The sequence below is a fragment of the Plantactinospora sonchi genome (assembly GCF_036422035.1).
Lineage (GTDB): Bacteria > Actinomycetota > Actinomycetes > Mycobacteriales > Micromonosporaceae > Plantactinospora > Plantactinospora sonchi.
In genome coordinates, this window is the sequence record NZ_JAZGQK010000021.1 from 108,391 (window position 1) to 132,580 (window position 24,190).

Here is a 24,190-nt window from a genome sequence, read left to right on the forward strand (position 1 = left end):
TACGACGTCCTTGTCGATCCTGTCGGGTAGGGTCACCCGACATGCGGACCCGGGACGTCTTCCGGCTGGAGGCCGAGCGACTGTCGGAGGTGCTGGGCGGGCTCAGCGAGGCGGACTTCTCCCGCCCCACCGCCTGCCTGCCCTGGTCGGTCCGGGACCTCGTCGCACACGTGCGGACGGGCGCCGGACGGATCGTCGGAATGCTCGCCGAACCGGCGCCACCCCGGGCCGAGGTCGACGCGGCGACCTACTTCGGCCCAACCAAGTTCGCCCCGGAGACCGACGCGGCCCGGATCGACTCGGCCCGCCGGGAGGGTACCGAGTTCACCACCGGGCGCGAACTCGCCACCGACCTCGACCGCGCCTGGCGCGAGGCGTACGACGTCACGGCCCGGGTGCCGGGGGAGCGGGTGGTCCGTACCCGGCACGGTGATCCGATGACCGTCGACGACTTCCTGGCCACCCGGGTGGTGGAGGTGGGTGTGCACGGGCTGGACCTGGCGGCGGCGCTCGACCGGGAGCCGTGGCTGACCGCACCCGCGGCTCGACTCATCGCGGGGCTGCTCACCGCCGCTGCCGGTACGGCCGGAGACGGGCTCACCGATGAGCTGGGCTGGGACCGGTTGACCCTGATCGCCAAGGCGACCGGCCGCTGGCCGTTGACCGGGGTCGAGCAGCGGGTGGTCGACCGCCGCGGCGTACGCTGGCCCGCCTTCGGCTGACGGCGCCCTCGTCGGTCGCCCACCCCGACAGCGGCAGGGCCGGCCCGACGTGCCGGGCCCGTCCGGCGCCCGCACGGCCCTCCGGCGTCGCCGCGCCGCCCGAACGCCTGTCGGGGCAAGTTCAGGCTTGTCTGCGCAGGTGGGCCAGGACCAACGGGTCGATCCTGGCCGGGACCAGCCGTTCCTCCAGGTTCTCCACGCCGGCCCAGGCGGCGAGCCGGGCGTCCAGATCGCCGCCGTCATTCGGGTGGCCGGCGGCGGCGAGCAGCGTCGCCACCTCGTCGGCGAGCGCACCGGTCAGGTCCAGCAGGGTCGCCGGATCGGGCCGTCCGAAGAGCATGGTGTGCACCTCGAGCAGCCGCCCGAGCTCGGTCACGGGGTCGGGGTGGTCGTCGACCCGCAGATCCACCAGCACGTCGCTGCCGCCGCCGTACCCGGCGCCCCGGGCGACCACCAGCAGCGCCGCGCTCTGCCGACCGCGCCGGTCACCACCGGCGAGGTCGCCGGCCCGGAGCGCGCCGAGCAGCCGCTCCGCGAAACCCTGGTCGGCCAGCCCCAGCCAGGCGTCCCGCATCTCGTCGACCACCTGCGGGCCGGCCAGGATGTTGCCCTGGACCGCCCAGCCGTCACCGGCCTGCCCGCCGGCCCAGTCGTGGCATTCCGGCCCGGTCCAGGTGGCCCCGGGGCCGTCCACACCGACCACCCCGAGCTGGCGGTGCGCCCGGCCACTGTCGGCGGCGAGGAGCCCGGCCACCACGTCGGCGGCGGCCAGCCCGGTACGGAGGAAGGCGAGGCCCTGCGGGCGGTAGGCCAGGTTGGCGTGCGCCTGGGTGGCGAGCGCCCCGACCTCGGCCTCGGCGGCCGGCACCAGGGCTCCGACACCGAGGAACTTGCTGGCCACGGCGACGCCGTGCATCCGCCCGTCGGCGGAACGCGCCACGATCGAGAACGTCACGCGGCGAGACTACCGGCCCCGGTCCAGCCGGTACCGGAGGGCGGCTGGTCCGGTGCTGCGGCCGGTGGCCGTACGTCCGCGGGCGGCGTCAGTCCCGCCAGCGGAGCGGGCCGGGATGCAGTGACCAGAGCAGCCGTCGCCACCAGGGCCGGGTCGCCCGCAGCTCGGCGGCGTACGCCAGGGCCAGCTCGCCGGCCCGCCGTGCCTGCTCGTCGGTGGCGATGTCCGGCGCGAACGCGGCCAGGTTGACCAGCTCGGCCAGGTCGTCGACGCCGGGTACGGCCGGACGCAGCCGGCCGGTGGGCGGCCGGTCGCCGACCTCGCCGGGTCCCGGGGCGACCGGTTCACCCGCCGGCCACGGTCCACCCGGTGTCGGCGCTCCGCCCGACCTCTCCGGACCGCCTGGGTTCTCCGGCCCCGGTGTCGCAGCCTCGCCCGGGCCCCGCAGACTCGCCCGGGCGTGCGCGGCCACCTCGGTCGCGGCCAGATGGTCCGGAACCGGTCGCCCGGCCAGCCGCAACGCGTCGGTCAGCTCCCGCCACGCCCCGGCGATCCGCTGGGCCGGCGGGCCGTCGGCGAGCCGCCGACGGCGCTGCGCCCGCCGCATCCCGACCACCACCAGGGCCAGTCCGGTCAACACCAGCACCAGACCACCCGCGCCGCCGCCGACCAGGACCGGTACTCCCGATCCACCGCCACGCGGCGCGGCCGCCGTCACCGGTGCCGCCTCCGGAGTCGCCTCCGGAGTCTGGCTGGCCTCCTCCGGCGGCGGGGTCGAATCCTCCGGCTCCGGCTTGAACTCGTCCTCCACCGGCCGGGGGGTGGTGTTCGGCAGCGGCAGCGGGTTGAACGCCACCCAACCGAGGCCCTCGAAGAGCACCTCCGGCCAGGCGAGCGCGTCCGCGCCCCGGACCGGGCCGCTGCCGGTCGGAGAGTCGAAGCCGACCACCACCCGGGTCGGCAGGCTCATCATCCGGGCCAGTACGGCGAACGCGGCGGCGAACTGCTCCGAGGTACCCCGCTGGCCGCCACCGTTCGGCGGTCCGAAGAGGAAGAACGCGAGGTTCGGATAGGCGTGCCCGCTCGGGGCGTCAGCCACCACCCGGTAGTGCTCGGCAAGGTAGCTCTCCAGCGCCATCGCCTTGGCGTACGGGCCGCTGTTCTCCTCCGAGATCCGGTCGGCGAGGCGTTGCAACTGCTCCGGGGCGCCCGGCTCGACCTGGAGAAACCTGAGCGCTTCGGGACCGAAGGCGACGTTCGCCGAGGGCAGCAGGTTGTAGTCCGGGCGTTCCCGCTCCGAGTTGACCGTGTAGCGCAGCCCCTGCCTCAGCCCCTCTGGCTGGATCAGCGTGCCGCTCGCCTGGTCGTACGCCACCCGGGCGCCGGTCACCTCCCGAGGAGTGGGCACCGCGGGAAGGAGTCGGCCGGTGAGGTCGCCGATGGTGATTTCCTGCTCGATCCGCGCCACCGGAATGTCCGGGGACCGCTCGGTCGCGGGAAGCACCCGACCGGCGTTGCGGTAGGTGCCGCCGACCCGCCAGGTCACCCCGTCGTAGTCGTTCAGTACGGCGAGCCGGATCCGTACCCCACGTGACTGTCCGGGGGCGTCGGCCGGACCTTCCTCGTCGGCCGGTTCTCCGTCCTCGGGCGACTCCTCCTCGCCGTCACCACCGGCCGGCTCGGTCGGCGGCGGATCGTCCGGCAGCGGCGGTATCCCGGTGGTGTGCACCTCGAGCAGGGTCTGCTCCGGGTGCAGCGCCCAGCCGGAGATCCGGATCAGCGGGTTCTCGTCCAGACTGTCCACCTGCGGCGGCTGTACGTACCGTCGCGGGTCGACCGGAGTGGCGCCGACCTGCCGGGCCACCACCGGGGCCAGCACGGCGGCGAGCCCGACCACCACGACCAGCCCGAGGGCGGTACTGGCGGCGGTCCGCAGCCGCAGCGCGGCCCGGACCGCCGGGGTCAGACCGGCCCCGGCATCGGCCGAGTTCGCCGGATCGCGCCGGTCCGGCCGTCCGCCGGTGGCCAGCGCCAGCGCGGCGGCGGCGGCGAAGGCCACGGTCAGCCAGGCTGGCGACTCGGCGTTCGGGCCGACCACGTACAGCGCTCCGGCGTACAGGGCGACCGGTGCGGTGAGCCCGAGCAGCACCCTGGCCGCCCGGATCCCGACCTCGGAGGCGGCGAGTCCGGCCAGCCAGGCCGCCACCACCGGCACGATCACGGTGTCCGGGGTCGGCTCGACTGGGATCAGCGCGGTGAGCAGTCGGGGGATGCCGTTGCGGACCGCGTCGGCGGCGACGTCGGTCAACCCGCCGGGCAGGTCGGCCCGTCGGGCGGTGAACCAGATCGAAAAGCCCGCGTAGCCGAGCAGGGCCAGCACCGACAGCGGGGCGACCAGCCAGGACGGCAGTCGCCGGGTGGCCAGGCTGACCCCGACCGCGCCGACCGCCGCCCCGAGGACAAGTTGGCCGAGCAGCGGACCGGCGTACACCCGGCCGAGCACCACGCCGGCGAGCCCGATCATCGCGACCAGCGCCGCCGGCACCGCCAGCGTCCTCAGTAACCTCACCACCGGCGGACCCCGTCCCACTCGGCGGCGAACTCCGCGCCGTCCGCCGCGTCGACCACCACCAGACCCGCCCCGCCGGCCGGCGTCGGCCCGTCGGCGCCGAAGACCCCGACGACCACCGACGGGTACGCCGACCGGAGCCCGTTGAGGTAGCCCAGGTCGGCCCGGCCGGCCGGCCCGGTGAGGAAGACCAGGGTGTCGCCGAGCCGCTCCTGACGCAGCCGGAGCGTGGCGGTACGCAGCGGGTCGTCGTCACCGCCCCGGGTTCCCGGGGTGAGTTCGGTGGCGGCGAGCCGGTCCAGGAACTCCCCACCGGGATCGGTACCGACGAGCAGCATCGTCACCGGCAGGTCCTCCCGGCGTGCGGCCACCACCACCGAGGCGGCGGCCTCGCAGGCCGACTCGAACGTCTCGACCACCCCGTCGACCGGTCTCGGATAGGCGGCCGCCCGGTTGTCGAGCAGGACGACGATCCGGGGCAGGCTGGTGTCCAGTTGCTCCTTGACCATCAACTCGCCGACCTTGGCGCTGGTCCGCCAGTGCACCCGGCGAAGCTCGTCACCGATGACGTACTCCCGGAGCGAGTCGAACGTGATCGAGCCCTGGGGAACCTTGTCGACCCGCCCGTCCATGCTCCGGGACACCCCGGCCGGGGTGGCGGTCAGCGGATGGATCCGGGGATGCACCCAGACCTGGGCGGTGCCGCCGTGCGAGCGGGCGACGGTGACCAGACCGAGCGCGTCCCGGCCGGTGATCCGCAGCGGTCCGATGGTGATCACCCCACGCCGGTGGGTCGGCACCGGATAACTGACCGTGGTGTCCCGGCCGGGCCGGAGCCGGAGTACCGGAACCGGCACCGGCCGGTTGCCGCAGCGGTCCTCGGCGACCAGGTTGGCCGACCGCAGCCGGGCACTGTTGCGGATGGTCAGGGTCATGGTCGCCGGCTCGCCCCGGCCGACCCGGTCCGGATCGGCGACCCGGGTCACGTCGAGCCGGGGACGCCAGGCGGCGTTGCCGACCGCGCAGCCGACCGCGATGCCGGCGGTGGTGCCGAGCAGCGCGAGTTCGGGATAGCCGAAGCGGAACCCGACCAGCAGCAGTACGGCGGCGCCGGCGAGCAGACCGAAGCCGCGCGAGGTGATCGTCATGCTGCTGCGGCGGTCAGGTCTGCGCCGTGGCGAGCTGTCCCGACGGCAGCGGCACCGGCACCGACGCCACCGCCTCGTACAGCACCTCGGTCGGGGTGACCCCCCGGACCTGGGCGTCGGGGGAGAGCAGGATCCGGTGCGCGAAGACCGGCTCGGCGAGCAGCTTGAGATCCTCGGGCAGGATCCAGCCCCGGCCGTCGATCAGCGCGTACGCGCAGGCGGCCCGGGTCAGCGCGATCACGCCACGGGGGCTGACCCCGACCCGGACGTGCGGGTGGTTGCGGGTGGCGGCGGCGAGCCGGACCGCGTACGCGTACAGCGGATCGGCGATGTGCACCCGCTGCGCCATCCGGACCATCTCGCCGACGGTGTTGGTGTCGGTGACCGGCTCCAACGCCTCGGGGGATCGGACGGTGGCGCCGCGCAGCACCTCGATCTCCACCAACTCGTCCGGGTAGCCGACCGAGAGTTTCACCAGGAACCGGTCGAGCTGCGCCTCGGGAAGCCGGTACGTCCCGTCCATCTCGACCGGGTTCTGGGTGGCGACGACGAGGAACGGTCGGGGCACCGGGTGCCGTACGCCGTCGACGGTGACGTTGCGCTCCTCCATCACCTCCAGCAGCGCGGACTGGGTCTTCGGCGAGGCCCGGTTGATCTCGTCGGCGATGACGATGTTGGCGAAGATCGGGCCGGGGTGGAACTCGAAGGCCCGGTTGGCCTGGTTGAAGATGGTCACCCCGGAGACGTCCGCCGGAAGCAGGTCCGGGGTGAACTGGATGCGTCGCCACTGGCCGTGCACGGTGGCCGCGATCGCCCGGGCCAGGGTGGTCTTGCCGACCCCGGGCACGTCCTCGAGCAGGACGTGCCCCTGGGCGAAGAGCGCGGTCAGCGCCAGTCGGACCACGTGCGGCTTACCCAGCACCACCGAGTTGATGTTCTCGGCGATCCGGGCGGCCAGGCTGGCGAATCCCTGCACATGGTGCTGGGTAAGCGGCTCGTGGTTGTTCACGGTCGTGGTGCTCCTGACGTACGGGTGGTGCGGTCAGCAGGTCCGCAGACGGTTGACGTTGTCCCCGCCCTCCAGGTTGAGCCAGGCCCACGGGATGTACGGCGTGCCGCCGTTCCACTTGATCCGGACCCACCAGGTGCTGCGCTTCTCGTTGTTGTAGATGTAGGCGTAGACCTCTTCCCCGGACTTCTTGCAGATCGTCTCGATCCGGGTGCCCGGCCTCGCCCAGCCGACCTGCGCGTCGTTGTCCTGCCGGGTGCCGGAGAAGATCTCGTTGCCGTTGCGGCCCTCCCGGTCCCGGTCGCAGTACGTCGCGGTGTCACCGTTCTGGCCGTTCTTACAGGTGGCGACGCCGAAGATCGCCGCGGTCGTCGCACTGCCCTGCGCGGTGGCACTGCCGGCCGCGTTGGTCGCCGTCGCGCTGAAGGTGTACGCGGTCGCCGGGGTGAGGCCGGTGACCCGGATGCCGGAGCAGACCCCGGCCACCCGCGATCGGCCGGCCGGGGTCACCGCGCACTGGGTGTCCCCGTCGCCGTCGTTCACGGTGACCTTCACGGTGAACGAGGTGGTGTCCGCGGCGCTGACGCTGACCCCGGCGATCGTCGGCACGCCCACCGTGCGGGGGTTGGCGGTGGCCGGGGCGCCCGGGCCGGCCTCGTTGACCGCCCGCACCTGGACGGCGATCGCCGTCCCGTCCGGCAGACCGCTGACCCTGGCCTTGGCCTCGGTCACCTCGACGTCCTTGCCACCGGCCTTGACCAGGTACTTGGTGATCGGCCGGCCGTTGTCGGCGGGTGCGGCCCAGGTCAGGTCGATGGTGCCCCGGGCGTTACGCACGGTGCTGGCGTTGAGGTCGACCGGAATGCCCGGCGTGGTGAACGGCACCACCGTGCCGCTGACCGGGGAGGCGGCCGAGCCGGCGCCCTTCTCGTTGATCGAGACGACGGTGAAGGCGTACTGGCTGCCGTAGGTGAGTTCACCGGCGGGGATGACCAGCTCGGTGCCGGTCGCCTCGCCGGCCGGTGCGTTCGCTCCGGCGGAGATGGCGGTGACAGCGTACTTGTTGATCTTGTAGCCCTGGCCGTTCGCCGCCGGCCACTTCACCACCACCGTGCCGTCCGGACGCGCCTCGGCGGTGACGCTGGCCGGCGGGTCCGGCACCTCGGAGGTCGGCGTCACCGGATTGCTCCTCCGGGACGGACCGGCACCCTTCGAGTTCACCGCGTGCACCGAGAACCGGTAGGTCTCGCCGTTGGTCAGGCCGGTGACCTCCAGCGACCGCTGGTCGGCGCCGACCTGGAAGGTCTTGCCAGCCCCCTCGACGACGTACCGGGTGATCGGGGCGCCGTTCGGTGCGGCCGGACGCCAGCTCACCCGGGCCTGCGCGTTGCCGGCGGAGGCGGTCACCGCGCGCGGCGCGCCCGGCTTGCTGACCACCGGCTTCTTCGGCGGCGGAGGCGGCGGCGGGGCCGGTGGCGGGTCCCCGCCGAGGATGTCGTTGGCGTACTTGTTGACGTCCCGGACCTGGTGGTGGTCGTCGATCACCTTGGCCCGGTCGGAGTTCGGCGCGTTGACGAAGAGGTGGTTCTCCCGGACCTCCAGCTCCAGCGGCCCGTTCGCGCCCGGCACCTCGATCGTCTCCAGCAGCTTGCCCGCCTCGTCGAACGAGTAGACCTTTCCGGTCTCCTCCTCCGCGCAGTAGAACCGGCCGGCCCAGGCGACCGCCGGACTGAGCTGGGTCCCCTCACCGGGGACGGTGAACCGCTGCCCGACGGCGGCGTCGACGCTCACCACGACGTTGCGGTCGTCGACCACCGTCACCGGGATCTGCTCGCCGGTGGTCCGGGTCGGCAGCGCACCCGGACCGGTGAGCGGCAGCGTGACCGGTTGCGGCGCGGCCTCGCCCTCCAGCGTGGTGAGCGTGTTGGTGGTCCGGTTCAGCACCGCGATGCCGTCGTCGAGGGTCGAAACCCTCAGGTCGTGGCTCGGCTCGGCGACCGCCTCGCTGCGGATCTGCTTGGGGCTGATCCCGCCGGTGGTGCCGCCGCCCTGGACGGCGTTGGCGTTGGCGTTCTCGGGAAGCTCCGCCGGGGTGATCGCGGAGACGGTGCCCTGGCTCGGTACGGCGACCCAGAGCTTGCCGGTGCCGTCGAAGGCGCCGCCGGTGATCCCCGGCGGATAGTTGATCTGCTCGCCGACCGGGGTGAGCGACCGGGGGTCGAGCTGGCGCACGATGCCCTGCACCGCGTCGACGACAAACGCGGAGTTCTCGTGCAGCGCGATGTTGACGCCGATCCCGGCGGTGCTCTTCGTGGTGGCCATGACCTGGAGGGTGGCGAGGTCGAGCGAGCTGATCGTGCCGGTGTTCAGGTCCCGCAGGATGAGCAGCCGGTCGGTCTGGACGACCTGCATCTGGTGGCCACGGCCGTCCGGCACCTGCATCCGGGTGTCGACCCGGCCGGTCACCCCGTTGACCCGGGCCAGCTCGCTCTTGGCCGCGCTCCACAGCCAGGAGCTGGCGTCGTAACCCGCCACCGCGTTGTCCGCCGCACCCAGACCGAGCACGGTCAGCCCCATCGCGGCGGCGAGCGCCGCCACGGTGGCGACGGTGACGAGCCCGCCCCGGAGCCGGCGGGACCGCCGACGTGCGGTGGGACCGCCCGGCGCGACCACGGCCGTCCCTCCGGCATTACCGTCACTGCCTGTGAAGCCGTTGCCTGTGGTGACCACAGCCGGCTGACCTCCCCATCGTGGCGGTGCTGTCTCCGACCGCCGTCGTCAGCGAATCTCCCCGAAACCGGGTGCCATCATATGGCCCGCCCTCTTCGGCCGGGTACCCGGAACGTGCCGTTGTGGACAGAGCCCGCGCGAATTGTGGACAAGCCTTCCGGCCACGGTTGTTTGGGCAGGTCAGCGGCGTGAAGCTGGTGTCGAATCGTGATCAGTTCGGGCTTGCGCCGGCGCCCCGGGTGGTACACACGAGATCCGACGGGGCGAATTCACTCGTCGAATACACCGCGAGCACGGTGAAGCAGTATTCGAGTCGGGGATTCAGCGCGTTCACCGTGAAACTCGTCGGATCGCCGGCACTGACCCGTCCCATCGCCTGCGCCTCCTTGTTGCGCTGCGCACCGGTGACCAGGAACGGCACCGTGCCGCCGCTGGGGTCCGCCCAGGTGATCGTGATCGCGGTTCCCTCGTCGAGCAGCTTCACCCCGGTCGGCGGTTCGCCGGAGATGACCACGCCGCCGGGCTCGTCCTGCGTGGCGGGCGGCGGCGGGGCGTCCTTGTCGGCCACCACGGCGACCACCACCACGATCGCGGCGATGACCGCGGCGGCCGCCGCGACCGCCGCCGCCACCGTGGACCCCCGGCCGGAGGACTGCGGTGCCGGTTCCGGGACGGGCGTCGGGGCCGCCACCGGCGCCGGCATGGTGACCACCGGGTACGTCTCCGGCGACGCCGACGACTGTGCCGAGTACGGCGGGTACGTCGCCGGTTCGTAGCCGGACCGGGCGGCGGTGGTCGACGGGGAACCCACGCCACTGGTGGGGTACGGGCTCCCGCTGGTCGGGAAGCCCGCCCCGCTCGACGGGTACGGCGTGGCACTGGCCGGCGTCGCCGACACCGGCATGCCGACCGGCGCCGACACCGGGTGCGGCGCGTGTGGTGCCGGGACTGGATGCGTTGTCGGCGCGTGTGGTGCCGAGACCGGGTGCGTTGTCGGGGCGTGTGGTGCCGAGACCGGGTTCGGGACGTGGGGTGCCGAGACCGGTGCCGGGGCGTACGGCCCCGACACCGGTTGTGCCTGCGGCCTGCTCGGCGGCTGCGCGTGCGGAGCCACCGGTGCGGGCATGGTCGGCGGTGGCTGGGCCGGCGCGGGGGCGGGCGTGGCCGCCTCCGGGGTCCCCGTGGCCGAGGGCGGGTCACCGAGATAGTCCCGGGCCGCCCGGACCTGCCAGTGGTCGCCGCCGAGCACTCCTGGACCGAGCGTCGCGACCCGGGTGAAGTTGCGGCGTGCCTCGTGCCGGTTGCCGAGATCCTCGGCGACGGCGCCGAGTTCGAAGGAGAGGGCGAGCATCAACGGATCGGCGTCGCCCCAGCGGTGCTGGCCGTCGGTCAGCGCCTCCTCCAGGGCCCGCCTCGCCGCCGCCGGGTCGTCGACCTGCCGGTGCCACTGCGCCAGCAGGAGCGCGGTGGAGAGCACCTCGGGGTGGTCGTTGCCGTACGCGGGTCGTGCCGCGTCGAGGGCCTGGCCGAGGAGGCGGCGGGCGCCCGCGATGTCGCCGGCACCGTGCAGCGCCCGGGCGCGGTCCTGGACGGCGGCGAGCTGTGGAGGCTGGGACACGCCCGTCATGCTGCCCTCTGTCGGGGGTGCCGCGCTAGCCGGGTCTCAGGTCGGTGAGGTGTCATGTCGTACCGTCACGCCCGGGTCCGGGCGCGTACCCGCGTCGCGGGAGCGCGCCCGGCCTCGGTGTGCGACTCCCGGGTCAGCGGGCCTGCAGCGCGTCCAGGGCGACGGCCATCGCGATGACCAGCCGGCGGTCGAGCTGCGGCTGGTGGACGGTGACGACGTACCGGTCGCGCAGGCCCCACTTCTTCACGACCTCGAACGCCGGCTGGCCGTTGATGGTGAAGTCGAAGTGGTAGGGCAGCCAGGAGAGCGACTCGATGAAGCGGCGCAGCAGCGCGACGGGAAGGCTGCGCTCCTGACCGGTGGCCTGGCCGAGGCCGGGCTGCTCCACGTGCCAGGTCGAGCGGAGCAGGGACGCCTTGAAGTCCTTGCGGAAGAGGCCGATCGGGTTGCCGGCGGCGTCGGTCACGTCGTACGTGGCACCGAGGTCGATCACCGCGCGGGCCTTGAAGCCGAGCACCGGCTGCTGCTTGGTGTCGTCGGTGTAGAGGGTCACCTGCTCCTTGAAGGCCATCCGCTTCTGCTGGGCGAAGGCGAGCAGTCCACCCTCGGAGCCGTCCGGGTTGACCGCGAGGACCTCGTACTGGTTGACCATCAGCCGGACCCGCTGCCGGATGTGGAACTGGGCCTGGGCCTGGAGCACGTCGGGTTGCATATTCGGGGGTTTCCTTCTGTGTCTGCGGCCTGCCCACGTCACTGGCGTACGGGCACGACCTGGGGATTTTCGTCCGTTGACGCAGCTAGGGAGTCTTGCACAGCGATGCGACACCCGGGGGACCTGCCGCTGTCGACCGGAGCGGCGTCTCCGCCCGGATGGGCCGACCCGGGCGAGCGGGCCGGGTGACCTCAGTTTGGGACATACATGGAGCCTTGCCGATGCTGGCGGGATGTCCCAGGCTGCCCGGAGGTGCGGTAAGCGTCATCATTTGGAGGAGCCGTTGAAAAGACAGATTCTCGCGTCCGGGTTGGCCCTGGTGGCGGCCGTCGGCACCGTCACCGTGCCGGCGGCCCCGGCCCATGCGGCCACCGAGGTCACCGTGATGAGCTGGAACATCGCCGGTGCCGTGGTCAACGCCGGCGCCGACAAGTGGGCCTCCCACATCAACCACAGCCTCGGCGAGGTGGTCGGCCTGCAGGAGGTCTGCGAAGGCCAGGTCCCGGAGATCGAGGCGGCGCTGGAGGAGCACATCGGCGGGGACTGGGTCTCCTTCTACGGCGCGGCCGAGACCTTCTCCTGGAGTTGCCCCGGACTCGACGGCTTCGGCCAGGCGACGTTCGTGCCGAGCAGCCTCAATCCGCGCAATCCGCTGCGCCAGCAGTACTCCCGGGAGAACTGCGACGGGGATCCGGAGGACCGGGCCTTCCTGGCGGTCACCGTCACACTCGGGTCCCGGAACGTCCGCGTCTTCAACACCCACATGAGTACCCGCAACACCGGGGCGGACTCCGCGTGCCAGGCGCCGCAGCTGGTGGCGGCCGCCCAGGGGTGGCCGAACGCGATCGTGATGGGTGACTTCAACGCGACGCCGGTCGACCCGGCTCCGGCGGTCCTGCGGAACGCCGGCTTCGTCGACGGCCATCCGGCCGACTACCTGACGGTCTCCAACGACCACGAGGACTGCAACGTGCAGCCCACGCTGAAGTTCGACTACATCTTCTTCCGGGGCGCCGTACGACCGGATCCCGATCCGCTGGTGCCGATGTGCAACGACGCGTCCGACCACCGCGCGCTGGTGAGCAGCGTCACGGTCTCGTAGGCGCGACCCAGAACCTCCGGTACGTGTTGGACGGCGGCATCACCCGCCGTCCGTCACGACGGCGCCCGCGCCCCCGGTTGGTCGCTACATCCCGGTACGAGGGGCGTTGAGCATCTTCTCAGCGGTCGACCGGCCGGCGGAGTCGGTGGTGGTCAGGGCAACGACGTAAATGTTCTGTTGCCCCCGGGCGGACTCACGCCGGCGGCAGCACGGGACCTGATGTCCGCGTGGTTGGCGTCGACCATGATCGTCGTACCGCGCGGCGCAAGGCCGGCCCTGCCGGGCAGCACCGAGGACTCGTGTTCCCGGACCCGTCACGTTCTCTCGGGCGAGGTGTTCTGGCCACCGTTGTTCAAGCGGCGCCGCAACCGGGGGATTTTGATCATCGGTGTGGACGCCGTTTCGGATGTGGACGGTGACGGGAACGTGCACACGCTGCCGCTCTCCGACGCGATGGTGGTCGAACGGGACGGCACCCTGTGGCTCGCCCACACCGGTCACGGGTGCCTGACCGACATCACGGACTTCTCCGGCGTGGCCGACAAGCTCCGGTCCGTCCTGCCGCCGCGACGGTACCGCCGGGCCTTCGGGTTGCCCTGACCCGCCGTCGTTGGCAGCCGTATCTGCGGCGCGAACGAGGACCACCCGGAGGCCGTGCCTCCGCGATGGCGCGTCCAGGCAGAGTCGCAGTCGTTTGGAAGGGCGCGATTGCCGTGGCGGGACGCCCGTTACGGAGTCGGCTAGGTGCCGACGTCTCGACGAGCACCAGCCGTACCCGACGTAATCCGGAAGTGGATCGTCCGCAATAGCTCGTACCATGGCTCGCATGGCCATCGCTCGCTTCCCCAGCATCGTGATCGACTGTCCCGATCCTGGTGCGCTCGCAGAGTTCTACGGCGCCATGTTGGATTGGAAGGTCGACGTCTCCTCCGACTGGGCGGAAGTTCGCGCGGAGTACGGTCAGTGCATTTCGTTCCAACAGGTGGACGGGTACACGCCACCGGTGTGGCCGGGGCAGGCGCTGCCTCAGCAGATGCACCTCGATGTGGTCGTCGACGACCTCGATGCCGCCGAGGCGGCAGTGCTCGATCTCGGGGCGACAAAACACCCGCACCAGCCCGGTACGTCGTTCCGGGTTTTCCTCGACCCGGCGGGGCACCCCTTCTGCCTCTGCGTGAACTGATCCGGACGGGCGTGTGGGACCCGCCGGCCCGATGGCGATACACCTACTGGCATACCCACCTGGCATTCCTCGCCGAATGCCGACCGAGGCGATCATGCCCGGTAGCTGACTTCTGAGCCGGGCAGTAGATTCGGATGCCGTACGGGGGACGGGACATTGGGATCATGATCGGTGACCGGTGGGGCGTGACGGACAGCGAGATGCTGCTGTCGTATCCGTGCGATGACTTCGTCGTGTCACCCGCGCTGCAGGCGTGGCGCGGAGTGGGAATCGAGGCGCCCGTCGCAGCGGTGTGGCCGTGGGTCGTCCAGGTGAGACTCGCGCCGTACGCCTATGACTGGATCGACAACCTCGGCCGGCGTTCACCTCAACAGCTTCGCGGGCTTCCCGAGCCTGAAGTCGGAGAGGCGTTCACCAGTGCGGGCGGACGGAAGTTGGGCAGGATCGTCTCGGTCGACTCCGGGGTACAGCTGACAGGCGCGATCATGGGTGGGTTCATGTCGTACGTCCTTGTGCCCCAGCAGAACGACACGACGCGCCTGCTGCTCAAGGTCGTCATGCAGACGACCCGCTGGGTGGCCCTCGGTCTGTCAGTCGGTGACCTGATCATGGCTCGACGGCAGCTACTCAACTTCAAGCAACTCGCCGAGCGTCAACAACGCCAGGGCACGGCCACGGACTGAAGTTCAGGGCGAGCCGCGGCCGTCCTCGTGAAGCGGTATGTCCGTTACGGCTACCGGGATGGGGAGTCCAGGCTGCAGTTGTGCAACTCGTCGTCGGTGAGGTTCTCGTTGGCGAGGATGCGGTACGACACGATCGTCCGGAGCTGGCCATAGTCTCCGGGGCCATGGTCAGCTGTACGGACTGTTCGAACACAGCTTTTGATCAGAGACTCCACGCTCGCAGCGTCGATCGGCGCGGATTTGTCAACGGTCTCGGCCCGCAGATCGGCTACGAACCTGATCACCTCGGCTTCGTCGTACCTGCCCTGGAAGCGCCTCTCGACGGCGAGGAAGAAGAGTGCGCTCAAGAAGGATGGCCAACCGTCCCAGCCTTCGGCGTCGAGCTTCGCTTCGTAGCGGTCGTTGGCCTCGAAGTCACCTCGGATCAAGGTATGGGCGAACTCGACAACATCACTCTTGATCGTCATTCTTTTCCTTTTGCTGAGTCGCTTCTTGATGTAGTCGATGCCGGCCCTACCGACCAGGGCGGCGCCGAGAACGGTGACCACCAACGCGGAGGCCACCTCGTGGGCGGGTGCTGGACCGGCGCAGGCTGGGTGCGAGAGTTGCTAGTTGTCAAGGCGGGACCGCGACCCGCTCCACCGTCACCCTTGATCTGCCGCAACGCAACCTTGGTGCCTTCCTCGACAGCCTTGGTCACCCCCGTGGCGGTGTCGTTGACGTCGTCGGCGCGTCTTGCGGTGCGGTCCAGGAAGCTGGTTGCCCGCCTGCGTCGGTTCATCGCCTCCGACGTGATGCGATCGCCGTCCGGCATCGCCTCGGGCGCCGACGATCGCGGGGCGACGGTTCCCGGCGCGATGGTGTTCACGTACGTCGTGAAATGCTCGGCAGCCTCGGCCAGCAGGGGTGCCGTCTTGCCCGCCCTTCTCTCCGGCGGTTCGGCAGTCCACCACGGCCTTGCGCACTGCCTGCTGACTCGGTCTGCGGTCAGCCGAGGACGCTGACGTACTCGCGGGCCGCGGCGGCGCTGCCCTGGATCATGGTGGCTGCTTCGGCGAGGCGCTGCTTCGTTTGCTCGGCGCGCTGGATGGCCTCGGCGACCTTGGGGTGGCCCGTACCGGCGGCGACAGCCCGGAGACGAGTGAGGACCTGCTCGGTTTGCTCGGCGGCGGCGCGAATCTGGTTCAGACTGTTCGATCCCTGTTCGGCGGCTTGCATGAGCGCCGCCTTGACTTCTTCGATGCTGGCCATGCGGTCCTCCCCGGTTACCGGCCATGCTGACGGCACAGCGGTGTCGACGCGCTTGTCCACGCCGCAAGGCATTGTCAGTGCGTGGTTGGTCGGACACTATCCGAGATGGCCACGGCGTGCAGCCCCTGGTTGGCGCAAACGGAGCGTCGCGGAGACCGGTCCGGGCGGCGTGCTGTTCAGCGCAACGAGAGGACGATGATGCGAGCATGGCGTTGTCGACGGAGTTCACGGAGTTGTTCGGGATACGGCATCCGATCGTTCTGGCCCCGATGGGCGGGTCGGCCGGTGGCGCCCTGGCGGCGGCCGTCTCCAGCAACGGCGGCCTCGGAATGCTTGGCGCGGCTTTCGGGGATCGGGAGTGGCTGGACCGTGAGGCGCGGATCGTTGCGTCGCGTACCGATCAGCCGTGGGGCGTCGGCTTTCTGACCTGGGGAATCGACGCCGCTGCGGTGGAGCGTGCCTTGGAGTACGGTCCCTGCGCGGTCATGTTGTCATTCGGCGACCCGAGCCCGTACGTGGAACTCGTCCGCGAGGCGGGGGCCGTCCTGATCATCCAGGTCACCGATCTGGAGGAGGCCAGGCAGGCCGTGGACCTGGGCGCTGACGTCATCGTGGCACAGGGCACCGAAGCCGGTGGTCATGGTGCCCGTCGGGGTCGGTCCACGCTGCCGTTCGTACCCGTGGTGGTGGATCTCGCGGCCTCGGTGCCGGTGCCGGTGCTGGCGGCCGGCGGCATCGCCGACGGGCGCGGCCTCGCCGCAGCCCTGGCCCTAGGCGCTGCCGGCGCCATGATCGGCAGCCGATTCCAGGCCACCACCGAAGCCCTGGTCGACCCCGCGATCACCAAGGCGATCATCGAAGGACGGGGGGAGGACACCGAGCGCAGCAGCGTGCTCGACATTGCGCGCGGCTCCCGATGGCCGTCGAAGTACCCCGCGCGCACCCTCGGTCACCTCTACCTCGACCGGTGGCGCGGCCGTGAGGCCGAACTCGTCGAAGACCCTCAGGTGAGAGAGGACTACCAGGCCGATGTGGCACGAGGCGTGATACCCCCACTGCCGGTCTGGGCCGGCGAAGCCGTCGACCTCATCACCGACCTGCCGTCGGCAGCCGATCTCGTCACCACCCTGGCCAACCAGGCGGAGATCGCCCTGGCCAGAGCCGGAAGACGCTGACCGAGGGCTAGGTCAAACGGGTACGGCTGGCGGCCCGCACTCTCGATCGAGCGGTGCTGGGTTTGGACTACCCGTCGGCCCGGCGGACGTAGGTGCCGCGCTGGGGTACGACGTACAACACGCCTTGCTCGACCAGAAGCGCTATCGCACGCCGGACGGTCGCGCGGGCGATGCCGTACTGCTGGACGAGTTGCTGTTCGCTCGGGATGGCGCGGTCGGGCTGCCAGTCTCCGCGCTTGATCCGGGCGGTGAGGATCGCCGCGAGCTGCTTGTACGGCGCGAGCGGGGCGCCGTGATCGATCTCGTCGTCCGGGCCGAGGTCCATAGCGCTGACGTTAGAAGTCTCCAGATAGCGCGAAACGTCCTTCTACGTATGCAGACGTAGGTAGACCAGTTGAGGTACCGTCCTCCCGGCGGGGACGTTCGGCTTGTACGGGTTGTCCGTCCCGGCCCCGAGTAACGCCCTGCTGCCGTGCGCGCCGCTGCTGGCTGCGGTGGTGGGGCGGGGTGCCCCCGGCCCGGAGCGTCCCCTCCAGGTTCCGGGCCGGGGCACCCGTCCATGTCCTGATCCACGACGCGGAAGTTGGTGAAGGTTGTGCGGGTGCTGCTGTTACGACGACTGAGGAGGGACCGGCGGCGACTCGGGTCGGCGTACCGGTCGGAGACGTACCGGCCGTTGTGGCCGTCGCAGGTGCGGGCCCGCCGGTTCACCCCGGTCGGCTTCGGGCGGCGGGGAGTCGACCCGGACGAGGTCGCCCAGTTCCTCGACCAGGTCGCCGGTGACCTGGCGCGGGCGTACACCGAGTTGGCGGGTGTCCGGGAGCAGAACGCCCGGATCAAGGAGGCGTTGCGACGCTGGCAGTCCCGGCAGGCGCCGACCGCCCACGATCTGGCGGGGCGCTGATGACGGACCGGTACGTCGTACACGTGCCCTTCACCGCGTCGAATCCGACCGCGGCCCGGCGGTTCGCCCGGACGGCGGCCCGGACCCTCGACCGACTGCCCCGGGTGGATGTTGCCGAGGCGACCGTCTCGGCGGAGGACAACCAGGGTGTGCAGTCCCGACTCTTCTGCGACCGACTCCTGTCCGGCGGCCGACGCTGCGTGCTGCGCGCCGAACACGAGACACCCTGCGGCACCGTCGAGTCGGAGGCGGATACGGAGGCGGTGTCGTGACCGCCACCGTTCCCGACGGCCCACCGGTGATGCTGTGCCGCGAGTGTGACGGGATGACGTTCACCCTCGTCGCGTGCCGCTGCACCTACTACGGCAACACCCTGCTGGTCAGCGACGAGGACCGGGCGCCGGGGGAGCCGTACCACAACTGCCTGGAGTGCGACGGGGTCGGCACCGTCGGACGGCCGTGCCACGACTGCCGGCAGACCGGCCGGCGACGCGCCCAGCTTGTCCTGACCGTGGCGAACCTCGACACCGGGGCGGTGGCCTCGGCGAACGTCGTACCCGGAGTGGTGGAACCGGCGCGCGGACCCGACGCCGACCCGGGCTGGTATCTGCGGCTCGCCCCGCTGCTGCGCGACCTGGCCGCCCGGGTCGGCGCCACCTCCTGGACCGACGTGAACGGGGCCGGCTCGCCGGACGGCCCGCTGGTCATGTTGCCGAAGCAGTGGCGGCCGGAGCTGCCCGCCTCCGACCGGAAGGTGCTGGAGGCGGACGCGATCGCGCGGTGCTCCCACGACCCGTGGCGGCTCTACCTCGGCCGGACGACGAGTGAACCGCCCCGCGACCCGGCCGCCGAGCTGGCCCGACTCTGCCGGCTCGCCGACCTGCTCTGCCTCGACCTGGTCATCGAGGCCCGCCGTGTCGAGGCCCGCCGTGTCGAGGCCCGCACTGTCGGGGCCCGCACTGTCGGGGCCCGCCGGGTCGATGGCCGTCCCGTCGACGCCGGCCAAGTGTGGACCGTCGACGACCTGACCTGGCACCTGCGGTACGAGGTCTCCGGCGGACCCGTCCCGACCGAGGCGCGCTGCCGCGCCGAGAATCTCACCACCGCGATCACCGGCACCAGCGACCTGGACGCCTTCTACGGCTTGGAGGAACGGGGCCGGACCGCACCCGCCCACCATCTGACCATTGGCTACCGGCCACCGGCCGAACCCCCGGACATCGACCTCGACCAGCTCGAACGGCGGATCCTCGCCGACTGCGTCGACGTCTCCACCGGCACGCCGACCTTCGGCGCGCAGGCGATCTGGCGCGACGACCGCTGGTGGCACACCAGCCTCCAGGTCGCCGACACCACCGAAACGCTCAGCGAATCGTCGACCGGGCAGATCCACCAGCGCCGCGGGATTGTCCTGCGGCGCGGTTGGCAGCCGCCGGCCCCGTCGTGGCAGGGCGAAGCGATTTCGTACCTCGAATGTCCCGACTGCGACCCGACGAGTCGGCTCCGCCGCTGCTACTGCCGAATCGGCACCGGCGTCGCCGCCCCCGACTGTCCACGGTGTGCCGGTGCTGGCCGTGCCCCGTCACCATTGCGCTGCGACACCTGCCGGGGCAGCCGTCGGCTGTACCAGGACGTGACGATAACCCTCACCGATTTGACCAGCCGGGTCGTCCACCTGAGCTGGCGAGTCGACGCGGCCGGCTGGTTGACCAGCGAACTCAGCTGGCAGGTGGACGATTCGAGGCAGCCTGTGGGAGAGCAGACCTGGCGGCTCGGCGATCGGGTACCGGCACCGCACGTCGGCACCCACCCGGGCGGCAAGCCGCTGCACCAGCTCCCCGCCCGGTTCCGGCTGGGGGAGCGGGCCCGCGACTTCGGCGTACGCCCCGACGACCTGACCGAGCTCGACGGCGGCGGCGACCTCGACCACAACCTGCGGTACGGCACCGTCACCCTGCACCGGGTCGGAGACGACCCGCTCACCGAGTACGTCCGCAGCGCCGCCCGGGGCCGGCCCGGTGCCCGGCTGTTCGTGCTGGCCCGCCGACCCGACGTACCGCCGCTGGCCGACCTGATCCGGCTCGCCCTCGGACTGCGGCTGGCCGTCACGGTCACGATTGTCGACCACGTACGGAACGCCGGTGACCTGCGGCTGATCCAGGATGAGTGCTGGGACGTCAGCGTCGGTGCACGCGGCGGGACGGTCGTTCCGGCCGATCCGCCGGCCCGGTCCACCCCGGAGGCCGCGACCGCCTTCTGCCTCGACTACCTCGAACTGGTCATCGCCGGTGCCGTACCCGACGATCCGATCGCGCCGATCCCGGTACTGCAGTGCCCGACCCCGACCGTCGTCGACGACCCGGTGCCGCTGCTCCGCCGACTCGCCCGCCACCACGCCGGCCAGCCCGTCGCCGCCCATTACACCGGCGACACCTGCCAGCTGCTGCTCCGCGAGCGGGACAGCGTACGCCCCCTCGCCACCGCCCCCACCCTTCCCGCCGCCGTCACCGTCCTTGGTCTCTTGTCTGGGCATGGCGATAGTGACGAGTAGACCAGGGGCCGAGCCGGCTTGCCGGAGGGCCTCCGGGGCCGCATTGACGAACGACGTCGTAGCCTCCAAACAGGCGCTCAGCCCGTGGGAAGCTTTCGTGGGGCGCAGTCCATGGGCTGTGGTGAGATCGCTTGACCACAGGAGTGCGCCAAGATGCGGGTGCTGCTTGACGAGGCCGACTTCAACGACGACGACCGGCTCACCTATCGTGGCGAACTCTTTACTGGCGTCGCCGCCGAGGTCGACTCGGAGGGGGTGCTCCTGGCAGAGTCCACCTATCGCAACGGTGTGCAGGACGGCCCCGAGCGCACCTTCCGCGACGACGGTAGCGTCCGGACGGAGGACACGTACCGCTTCGGCATTCTCGTCGAGTCCCGAGAGTGGCACCGCAACGGGCGGCTCGCCTACGAGTTGCGAAACGACGAGTTCGGCCGCCGGTTGAGCGAACAGAGGTGGAGGGAGACGGTACTCCCGAGGGTTGAGATGCCGGTAGGCGTATCCGGGGCCAAGGGATCGCGCCCGTAGGACTCCTTCCGCCGCCACGCGATCCAGCCCGTCGTCGCCCACCACATGGGTGACACCCGTCAGCTCGTGCTCCGCGAGCGGGACGGCGTACATCCATTCGCCACCGGGTCCGGGTTACCGGGTCCGACCGGGCTTGGACCACCTCGGCGGCAGCGTGTATACCGGTAACAACCGTGTCGAGGATCGGTGGACGTACCGACACGGATCCCCCTGGGAGCACCGGTGACACTACTGTTCGCCAGGCAACGCCGGTCGCCGCCGGCGACACTGAGGCCCACCGGGAGCGGGACGCCGTGACGGGTCGGTGGTGGTCGTGGCCGTCACCGTTGGCGCTCCGGCCGGCACCGGCAGATCTTCCGGCTGTCGGAGAGTCGGGTGCCACCGAGGACGGGTTGCGCCGGCTCGGTCGCCGGTATGCCGTCCTCGTACGTACGGCGGTGCTGCTCTGCGCGAGCGGTGCGGCGCTGGTCCAGGCGGCTCCCGACCGTCGGACGCTGGTCGCGGTGGTGGTCGTGGCGCTCGCCGCGTGGAGTGTGGTGTACACGCGCTTCGGATCCGGTGGCTGGCTGCTCCTGGTGGACACCGCCGTGATCATGCTGCTGGGTCTGACCCAGCGGTGGACGGTGCCGCCGGACGCGCTCGGCGACAGTACGAACTGGGTCCTCGCCGTCGTGACGATCACGGTCGTCGCACACCAGTGGCTCACCAGCGCGGCCCTGGGCGCGCTGCTCACCACGGCGATCGTGGCCGCACACCTGACCGGGAACGTGCTCGCTGCGGCCGATCCGCCGGCCGGGTCCGTTCCACTCGGCCTGTGGACCTTCGCCGAGGCCGGACTGTCCCGGGTGTTGTACCTGCTCGTCCGGACCGGTGCCCGACAGGCCGACCTGGCTGTCGCGGTCAACGAACAGGCCCGGCGCGAGGCGGCGGTCGCGGCCGCCCGGCGCGCGGAGGAGCGGGAACACCTGGCGGTGCTGCACGACACGGCGGCGAGCACGCTGCTCGCGGTCGGCTCGGGTCTGGTCGACGGCACGGAACCGTGGCTCGTCGAGCAGGCCGCCCGCGACCTGGAGATCCTCGCCGCACGACCGGACCCCGACGGCGGTGACACCGACCTGGTACGGCTGCTGCAGCAGGTGGTGCGGCAGGCGCCGATCGCGGTGGAGGTGTGCGCGCCGCCGGCGGTGCCGATGCCGGCCTTCCGGGCCACGGCGGTCAGCGCGGCCGTCCGGGAGGCGCTGACCAACGTGGTGCGGCATGCCGGGACCAATGCGGCCGATCTGACGGTACGGCGCACCGGAGGGTGGACCGTGGTGGAGGTCGCCGACCGGGGCAGGGGCTTCACGCCGGAGCGGGTGCCGGTGCAGCGGCGCGGACTGTCGCACTCGATCGCGCAGCGTATGACCAGGGTGGGTGGGCGGGCGGTCGTGACGTCCCGTCCCGGCCACGGCACCCGGGTGAGTCTGGAGGTGCCGGATGGGTGAACCGACGTCGTACGTGATGGCGAGCCGGCTGATGCGGGGCCTGCGGTTGGCGACGTTGGCCATCACGGTCGCCGTGTTGTTCGGCTTCGCCCTGCCGTTGCTGCTCGGCAGTCCGGAGACCTACCGCAGCCTGGCACAGCAGGTGGTGGCCTTCACGCTGTTGACGGCGGTCGCCGTGGTGGCGGGTGTGCAGATCCTGCGGGACAGGCCGCTCGGCCGGCCACGCTGGGTGATGGTGGCGGCGGTGTGCGCGGCGGCGGTACTGGCGACCACCGGGATTCCGCCGGCCGAACTGATGTCGGAGGAGGAGTGGTCCTACGGTGTGATCGGCTGGTTCGGCCTGCTGGTGCTGATGGATTACAGCACCAGGGCCGCGGCCGTGTTCCTCGGGGCGCACACCGTCGCGAGTTTCGGGCAGTTGGCGCTGGTCGGGCAGGGGCACGAGACCGCCGACCTGGTTGTCGTCGCCGCCATCGTGCTCGGCGGCGAGCTGCCGGTCCTGGCCGGTGCCATGGCGCTGCGCGGCCTGGTCGAGACCGCGTCGACGGCCGCCGCCGCCGCGGAGCGGGTGCGTACCGCCGAGGCCGTCGCGGAACACGTGCACGCGGACCGCCGGGGGCGGTACGCCGAGCTCGCCACGACCTCCGTACCGCTGCTGGCCGCCCTGGCGGCCGGTTCGGCTGACCTGGCCGACGAGCGGGTCCGGGCCGACTACGCCGTGGCCGCCGCACGGTTGCGCCGACTGTTCGCCGAGCACGACGAGGTGTCCGACCCGTTGGTGCACGAGCTGCGCGCGTGTCTCGACCTCGCGGAACGCAACGGGGTGGCGGTCCACCTCGGCACCTGCGGCGAGTGGCCGACGCCACCGTTGGCGGTACGGCGCGCACTGACCGAACCGGCGTTGCGGATTCTGTCGGTCGCTGTCTCCCGGGCACGGGTCACGGTGCGCGGATCGCCGACCAGCGTGACAGTCAGTGTTCTCGCCGACGCTAGGATCGGTGGGTCGGCCGGTTATGCCGCGGAGTCCACGGCAGTCGACCGCGGCGGGGTCGTCGTGACCAGGCTCGTGGACGGGCCGAAGGTGTGGGTAGAGGCCACGTGGCAAGCGAGGGACTGAACACGGTGGTGGTCATTGACGACCACCCGGCGATCGTCTCCGGGATCGCGGCCTGGTGCGCGGCGGCCGACCCGCCGGTCCGGGTCGTCGACTCCGGCCGCACCCCGGCGGTGGCGTGGGTCGATCCCGGCCTCTCCGCCGACGTGGTCGTGTTCGACCTCCTGCTCGGCGGGCAGGTTCCGGCCTACCCCGACCTGCGACGACTGGTCGACTCGGGCCGGCAGGTGATCGTCTACACCATGCGCGAGGACCGGGAGACCATCCTCACCTGCCTCGACCTCGGCGCGTTCGCCTGCCTCGCCAAGTCCGAGGGGCCGGAACACCTGGTCCACGCGATCCACGCGGCGAGCCGAAAGCTGCCCTACACGTCCCCCGCCATGGCCGGTGCGATCAGTACGGACACCCGGCCGGACCGTCCCCGTCTGACTCCCCGCGAACTCGACGTGCTGGCCAACTGGTTCGCCTGCGAGTCCAAGGAGATGGTGGCCCGCAAGCTGGGGCTCTCCGTCCGTACCGTCAACAGCTACATCGACCGGGTCCGCATCAGGTACGCCGAGGCCGGCCGCCCGGCCTCGACGAAGGCAGCGCTGGTCGCCCGGGCCATTCAGGACGGCCTGGTCCGGCTGGACGAGCTGTAGCCGCACCCGACCGGGCGTGTGGGGCGAACGACCGTCACGGCGACACCCGTCCCCGCCCTAGCGTGGGTGGCAGGTACCGAGCGAAGGCGGAACGAGGAAACGGCC

General features: G+C 71.5%; 23 protein-coding genes. 13 read left to right on the forward strand and 10 right to left on the reverse strand.

All coding sequences use genetic code 11. From position 1 onward, the window contains the following. The first annotated feature begins 41 nt into the window (after positions 1-41). Entirely contained in the window at positions 42-722 is a 681-nt protein-coding gene (locus tag V1633_RS23800; protein WP_331216598.1) for a maleylpyruvate isomerase N-terminal domain-containing protein, read from the forward strand. Positions 723-843: 121 nt separating this feature from the next. Here V1633_RS23800 and V1633_RS23805 read toward each other — a convergent pair whose 3' ends face one another. From V1633_RS23805 to V1633_RS23835, 7 genes are all read right to left on the reverse strand, one after another. Next, positions 844-1,677: a DUF1028 domain-containing protein gene (locus tag V1633_RS23805; RefSeq protein WP_331216599.1), complete on the reverse strand. Its 834-nt coding sequence runs from the start codon at positions 1,675-1,677 to the stop codon at positions 844-846. A gap of 88 nt (positions 1,678-1,765) precedes the next feature. Further along, a complete protein-coding gene (locus tag V1633_RS23810; protein WP_407952091.1) occupies positions 1,766-4,249 on the reverse strand; it encodes a transglutaminaseTgpA domain-containing protein in 2,484 nt (827 codons plus the stop codon). Then, positions 4,243-5,394, reverse strand: coding sequence for a DUF58 domain-containing protein (locus V1633_RS23815; protein ID WP_331216600.1), 1,152 nt, complete (start codon positions 5,392-5,394; stop codon positions 4,243-4,245). Before V1633_RS23815 ends, V1633_RS23810 begins: the two co-directional genes overlap by 7 nt. 13 nt (positions 5,395-5,407) lie before the next feature. Continuing rightward, positions 5,408-6,403, reverse strand: coding sequence for an AAA family ATPase (locus V1633_RS23820; protein WP_331216601.1), 996 nt, complete (start codon positions 6,401-6,403; stop codon positions 5,408-5,410). Between the two features lie 33 nt (positions 6,404-6,436). Then, a complete protein-coding gene (locus tag V1633_RS23825) occupies positions 6,437-9,076 on the reverse strand; it encodes a fibronectin type III domain-containing protein (RefSeq protein WP_331216602.1) in 2,640 nt (879 codons plus the stop codon). A 268-nt stretch (positions 9,077-9,344) separates the two neighbouring features. Continuing rightward, entirely contained in the window at positions 9,345-10,751 is a 1,407-nt protein-coding gene (locus V1633_RS23830) for a tetratricopeptide repeat protein (protein WP_331216603.1), read from the reverse strand. A 142-nt stretch (positions 10,752-10,893) separates the two neighbouring features. Continuing rightward, complete coding sequence (locus tag V1633_RS23835) at positions 10,894-11,472, reverse strand: LURP-one-related/scramblase family protein (protein WP_331216604.1); 579 nt, start codon at positions 11,470-11,472, stop codon at positions 10,894-10,896. A 283-nt stretch (positions 11,473-11,755) separates the two neighbouring features. On the opposite strand from V1633_RS23835, the gene V1633_RS23840 reads away from it, so the two are divergent. The 4 genes from V1633_RS23840 (at position 11,756) to V1633_RS23855 (ending at position 14,440) form a co-directional block, all read left to right on the forward strand. Then, complete coding sequence (locus V1633_RS23840; RefSeq protein ID WP_331216605.1) at positions 11,756-12,574, forward strand: endonuclease/exonuclease/phosphatase family protein; 819 nt, start codon at positions 11,756-11,758, stop codon at positions 12,572-12,574. Positions 12,575-12,793: 219 nt separating this feature from the next. After that, positions 12,794-13,174, forward strand: coding sequence for a hypothetical protein (locus V1633_RS23845; RefSeq protein WP_331216606.1), 381 nt, complete (start codon positions 12,794-12,796; stop codon positions 13,172-13,174). Positions 13,175-13,400: 226 nt separating this feature from the next. After that, positions 13,401-13,757 (forward strand): VOC family protein, encoded by a 357-nt coding sequence (locus tag V1633_RS23850; RefSeq protein WP_331216607.1) that lies wholly within the window; start codon positions 13,401-13,403, stop codon positions 13,755-13,757. Positions 13,758-13,921: 164 nt separating this feature from the next. After that, positions 13,922-14,440 carry a polyketide cyclase gene (locus V1633_RS23855; RefSeq protein ID WP_331216608.1) on the forward strand — a complete coding sequence of 173 codons (519 nt, stop codon included), beginning with the start codon at positions 13,922-13,924 and terminating at the stop codon, positions 14,438-14,440. A gap of 50 nt (positions 14,441-14,490) precedes the next feature. Here V1633_RS23855 and V1633_RS23860 read toward each other — a convergent pair whose 3' ends face one another. Next, positions 14,491-14,988, reverse strand: coding sequence for a hypothetical protein (locus V1633_RS23860; protein ID WP_331216609.1), 498 nt, complete (start codon positions 14,986-14,988; stop codon positions 14,491-14,493). Positions 14,989-15,427: 439 nt separating this feature from the next. Then, positions 15,428-15,691 carry a hypothetical protein gene (locus tag V1633_RS23865; RefSeq protein ID WP_331216610.1) on the reverse strand — a complete coding sequence of 88 codons (264 nt, stop codon included), beginning with the start codon at positions 15,689-15,691 and terminating at the stop codon, positions 15,428-15,430. A gap of 206 nt (positions 15,692-15,897) precedes the next feature. Here V1633_RS23865 and V1633_RS23870 point away from each other — a divergent pair, with 206 nt between their 5' ends. Next, a complete protein-coding gene (locus tag V1633_RS23870) occupies positions 15,898-16,866 on the forward strand; it encodes a nitronate monooxygenase (RefSeq protein WP_331216611.1) in 969 nt (322 codons plus the stop codon). A 67-nt stretch (positions 16,867-16,933) separates the two neighbouring features. Here V1633_RS23870 and V1633_RS23875 read toward each other — a convergent pair whose 3' ends face one another. Further along, positions 16,934-17,191 carry a GntR family transcriptional regulator gene (locus V1633_RS23875; RefSeq protein ID WP_331216612.1) on the reverse strand — a complete coding sequence of 86 codons (258 nt, stop codon included), beginning with the start codon at positions 17,189-17,191 and terminating at the stop codon, positions 16,934-16,936. Between the two features lie 276 nt (positions 17,192-17,467). On the opposite strand from V1633_RS23875, the gene V1633_RS23880 reads away from it, so the two are divergent. From V1633_RS23880 to V1633_RS23910, 7 genes are all read left to right on the forward strand, one after another. Then, positions 17,468-17,770: a DivIVA domain-containing protein gene (locus V1633_RS23880; RefSeq protein WP_407952092.1), complete on the forward strand. Its 303-nt coding sequence runs from the start codon at positions 17,468-17,470 to the stop codon at positions 17,768-17,770. Further along, positions 17,770-18,042 carry a hypothetical protein gene (locus tag V1633_RS23885; protein WP_331216613.1) on the forward strand — a complete coding sequence of 91 codons (273 nt, stop codon included), beginning with the start codon at positions 17,770-17,772 and terminating at the stop codon, positions 18,040-18,042. Before V1633_RS23880 ends, V1633_RS23885 begins: the two co-directional genes overlap by 1 nt. After that, entirely contained in the window at positions 18,039-20,321 is a 2,283-nt protein-coding gene (locus V1633_RS23890; protein WP_331216614.1) for a hypothetical protein, read from the forward strand. The genes V1633_RS23885 and V1633_RS23890 overlap by 4 nt, the downstream gene beginning before the upstream one ends. Positions 20,322-20,474: 153 nt before the next feature. Then, positions 20,475-20,846 carry a toxin-antitoxin system YwqK family antitoxin gene (locus tag V1633_RS23895; RefSeq protein ID WP_331216615.1) on the forward strand — a complete coding sequence of 124 codons (372 nt, stop codon included), beginning with the start codon at positions 20,475-20,477 and terminating at the stop codon, positions 20,844-20,846. A 293-nt stretch (positions 20,847-21,139) separates the two neighbouring features. Then, complete coding sequence (locus V1633_RS23900) at positions 21,140-22,330, forward strand: sensor histidine kinase (RefSeq protein WP_331216616.1); 1,191 nt, start codon at positions 21,140-21,142, stop codon at positions 22,328-22,330. Then, complete coding sequence (locus V1633_RS23905) at positions 22,323-23,447, forward strand: hypothetical protein (RefSeq protein ID WP_331216617.1); 1,125 nt, start codon at positions 22,323-22,325, stop codon at positions 23,445-23,447. The genes V1633_RS23900 and V1633_RS23905 overlap by 8 nt, the downstream gene beginning before the upstream one ends. Further along, the gene (locus tag V1633_RS23910; protein WP_331216619.1) at positions 23,429-24,085 is read left to right on the forward strand and encodes a response regulator transcription factor; all 657 of its coding nucleotides are present in this window, start codon (positions 23,429-23,431) and stop codon (positions 24,083-24,085) included. Before V1633_RS23905 ends, V1633_RS23910 begins: the two co-directional genes overlap by 19 nt. The last annotated feature ends 105 nt before the right edge of the window (positions 24,086-24,190 follow it).